Origin of the sequence: Citrobacter sp. Igbk 14, from assembly GCF_028069825.1 — a bacterium.
GTDB lineage: Bacteria > Pseudomonadota > Gammaproteobacteria > Enterobacterales > Enterobacteriaceae > Citrobacter.
Genome location: NZ_JANEWM010000123.1, coordinates 1 through 3,437, shown reverse-complemented (window position 1 = coordinate 3,437; position 3,437 = coordinate 1). Strand labels below are relative to the sequence as shown.

The following is a 3,437-nucleotide window of genomic DNA, read 5'->3' as shown; positions in this document are numbered from 1 at the left end:
CAGACATGTTGTTGATAAATTTATAACCCATAATCACAGCAGCGTTAATAACAATGCCTTTTATAAAAAACTTTATGTTCTCTTCGCAGGGTATCATCTGAAGTATTTTTATTCACGAGCGCAGTACCGCAATTCATGTTATCACGTCGATAATATTATGCAGATGTTTACAGGAGTCGTTTCGACCCTGAACACAACGCTGCTCAGGAAGCTTGCAAATAGCAACACATTGCTGCATTGCCTGAATTCACTTGTGAATTATATTTCAGGCAATCTGGACGAAGCAGAGCATATTTATGCTGATTTACTGGCCCAATATGAAAAGAAACGCATTACAGGCTCTCTGGCTTATACTCCACCAAGCTCAGTGGTCAGGAAAAGACTGTGACAGCGACAGCGGCGTGGATAGGACATGGGATACTGGAGATAAATGGAGCAGGCGTATCCGGCAGGACACCAGATGGAATAGAAAAGGAGGGCCACCCATTCGGTGTCCCACCTGTCGCGATGGCTTTATAGTGGCTCTACTTATCAACGACCTGCCAGCCATCTTCCGTTTTGACAAGGGTTACAGCAGCAGTACGCTTTTCGTTATCTACAATAGCCGTCACATTGCATTTATAGCTTTTATCAGATACTTCTACGCAGTCATGCTTTTTGACTGATTTTAATTCGCGCAGTGCGTCTTTTGGAACATCCTTGCCTGCTATAGATTTCACGAAAGCATTCGTCTGTTCCACGACCTTATTCATGGCCGTGTAAATATCCTGTTCGGAGGGTTCACTGTTACAGCCACTCAGCAACGATGCTGCGGTAATGAGTGTGATAACGGCATAAGTTTTCATAAATAGATCCCTGACTGTAAGGTGAGTTATTGAATCAGACCCGTATTCATCCTGCTTTTATTTTCAGAGAACGACCACTTGCTGACCGTTTCTCCTTTAAATTCGATTTCCAGTGTTTTGGCCTGCGTCTGTGAGCCCCCTGTCAGCAGCCCAACAACGGGAATGAATGTGGTGGCATCAAACTTATTGTTATTCATTGAATAAGTCCATTCTTCATTGCCACTGTCCAGTGTAGTTCGGGTGTCCGGTTCACCTAAGCGGGTAATAATTTCAGATTTCGTCGTTTTGTTTTTAATGATTTTTGATTGCAGACTTTTCGATGTTTCATTTTTAAGAGTCTGGTTGCCTGAGGTAGAACAGCCAGAAATAAGGAACGCGGAAATAAAAAATGCTGTAACAATGAATCTGTTCATAAGTTCTCGCATAATAATTTTTTATATTTGCTGTGGTGTGAAATTAATATCACCGTATAAAAATAACTCTGTCTGCATATTTCTTTTTAATAATGCAGATAAGAATAATGACGCTGGCAAAAAACGTAATGACTGAGACAGGAGTGCTGCCGGTCAATGAAAATACTAACCAGGCGAGGCCCAATGCCAAGAATTGAAACAGGAATGCCACACTGAGCGGACTTTCACCATAGGCCACTTTTGCATGGCAACCTTTGCAAACCCGCACTCCGTGTTGGCTTTGTGTAAAGCAGAAAGGGCAGCTAATCGTTTTATTATCCATAGTGACTCCCGGAGTTGATGTAAGCTGATGTCTTTTTGAGCATTTTCGACGAAGGAATCGCTTTAGTAAAATTGCTTGTACCGATCGATGATTGCTATGTAATAGGTTTTAACTATCACAAGTGGATTATCGATCTATAAAAACGATCAATATTTCATTGACTATCATTGTGTTATGGACTAGTTAACTTTATGGTGTGAGGTGCTGGTTATTGCTAACTGACTGTTCCTGAAGAGAATAAGATGCTGTAACAGGAACAGGTGTCAACAGGTGCAAATGAAGAATCCTGCGAAAAGGATGGGTAGTGGCATGCAGCAGTGAGATTCCTCTACGCCTGAGAACCACAACAATATGACCGAGTAATAAAAGCCACGCCTGCAAACGACGCCTGTGGGGTATCTGACGAGCCGTATTATGCAATTTGCTCCTGAGCTGGATGATACCCACTTTCTCCTGTTGTCTTTCCAGACGAATTTTTTCTTCAAGCTGATGGATTTTCTCCATAATCGTTTCCCGGTTTGCAGCCTGTTCTTCAGACTCGCATGATGGCACTGGCACTGGCACTGGCACTGGCACTGGCACTGGCACTGGCGCGGTTGTAGGTTCTGTTGGCCTCTGGGCTTCTTTCAGTAAACTCAGATGCTCAGGCGTAAAATCAATCAGTGCTTGCAGGGAAGACCAGCCATATTTTTTACCCAACTGAGATGCTTTAAAGGCAATACCCTGGTATTGAAATGAAAATCCACTCATTTTACCCGTAGTGGCGATATTGGGTTTGCAGGTCACTCCTTCCTGTTCCAGTAAGCGAACAAAGGTTAGTAAATCGGGATGGTGTGTTAATGCATTGTCGAGCAGGGCCTGCAACAGTGACTTAGGGCAGGGAGCTGCTGTGCGTTCTGCCATCATCAGTTCATTACGGGAAGGCTTCCTTTTATCCTGGCGGCGACTGCCGGTTACACCCGTAGTTTCGGTGAGGCCGTGTGCTCTCTCCAGCTCACTGATAATCCGTGTGCCGATAAGATTTTCATTTTTCCCCAGGTACAGTTTTCCACCGACCATGTTAATACGACTTGCAATGATATGAATATGCTGCCCATCCGGATCATCGTGCATGATATAGCAGCGAAGATGGGTGTCAGTGAAGCCCATTCGGGCCATATAATCGTCAGCGAATGCTGCCCACTGTCTGTTTGACAGATTCTCACCCTTTGGCAGGCGAAGTGAATTATGCCAGACAGGTTTGGCGACATCGGGACGCAGCAGTCGGGTGCCTTCAAATTCACTTATAAGCTCAGCAGCAGTGCTGCCCGTCATGTTGCCACCGATGACATAAGGCGTGATTTTGTGGTGAGAACCTGACTTCAGGCTATAAATAACCACACCTGTGAATTGTTTACCCCTTTTTATTTTCTGCATGCCTTTCATGGGTCTGACTCCAGAAATGTTGAGGGAATAAGGTGATCCCTGAGAGTTTTGATTTGTCTGCGCAGGGCGAAGAGTTCTGTACGGGTTAGTTCGCTGTCAGGGCTTTTGCTGTCGAGATGACTCAACAGGTAGTTTAAATCCTGTGAAAGGCTGCCAAGTTTAATCCATGCTTCACGATTGATTTCTGGCAGAACCGGCGGGAGTTTATTCAGGGAAGCCATCCTGAGCCATTCTCCTTTTTTATACTGACCTCTTTTACTGTCGAGAATAATTAATTCTTCTTCATTTAATCTGACACTGATGCAGTGATGTCGTATTTCATTCTCAGGAAATTTGTCAGTATAGAATTTACCGCGTTTTGATACTCTGGTTATATCATCATCATTACTCATGTCACTGTTCATAGTTATCCTTTTATTTCATGTTTATTAC

General features: G+C 43.8%; 6 protein-coding genes. 1 reads left to right on the top strand and 5 read right to left on the bottom strand.

The window, feature by feature from the left end:
* Positions 1–388 (top strand): hypothetical protein (locus NNN64_RS22600; protein ID WP_271442855.1); only part of this gene is annotated, 388 nt, incomplete at its 5' end.
* 136 nt (positions 389–524) lie between these two features.
* Here the strand turns inward: NNN64_RS22600 and NNN64_RS22595 are convergent.
* From NNN64_RS22595 to NNN64_RS22575, 5 genes are all read right to left on the bottom strand, one after another.
* Entirely contained in the window at positions 525–845 is a 321-nt protein-coding gene (locus tag NNN64_RS22595; RefSeq protein ID WP_053286655.1) for a hypothetical protein, read from the bottom strand.
* A 26-nt stretch (positions 846–871) separates the two neighbouring features.
* Positions 872–1,258, bottom strand: coding sequence for a hypothetical protein (locus tag NNN64_RS22590; protein WP_070810322.1), 387 nt, complete (start codon positions 1,256–1,258; stop codon positions 872–874).
* Positions 1,259–1,307: 49 nt separating this feature from the next.
* Positions 1,308–1,580: a hypothetical protein gene (locus tag NNN64_RS22585; RefSeq protein ID WP_053286653.1), complete on the bottom strand. Its 273-nt coding sequence runs from the start codon at positions 1,578–1,580 to the stop codon at positions 1,308–1,310.
* 189 nt (positions 1,581–1,769) lie between these two features.
* Positions 1,770–3,005, bottom strand: a complete 1,236-nt coding sequence (locus NNN64_RS22580) for a relaxase/mobilization nuclease domain-containing protein (RefSeq protein ID WP_271442854.1) — start codon at positions 3,003–3,005, stop codon at positions 1,770–1,772.
* Complete coding sequence (locus tag NNN64_RS22575; RefSeq protein ID WP_271442853.1) at positions 3,002–3,409, bottom strand: ATP-binding protein; 408 nt, start codon at positions 3,407–3,409, stop codon at positions 3,002–3,004. The genes NNN64_RS22580 and NNN64_RS22575 overlap by 4 nt, the downstream gene beginning before the upstream one ends.
* Between the last annotated feature and the right edge of the window lie 28 nt (positions 3,410–3,437).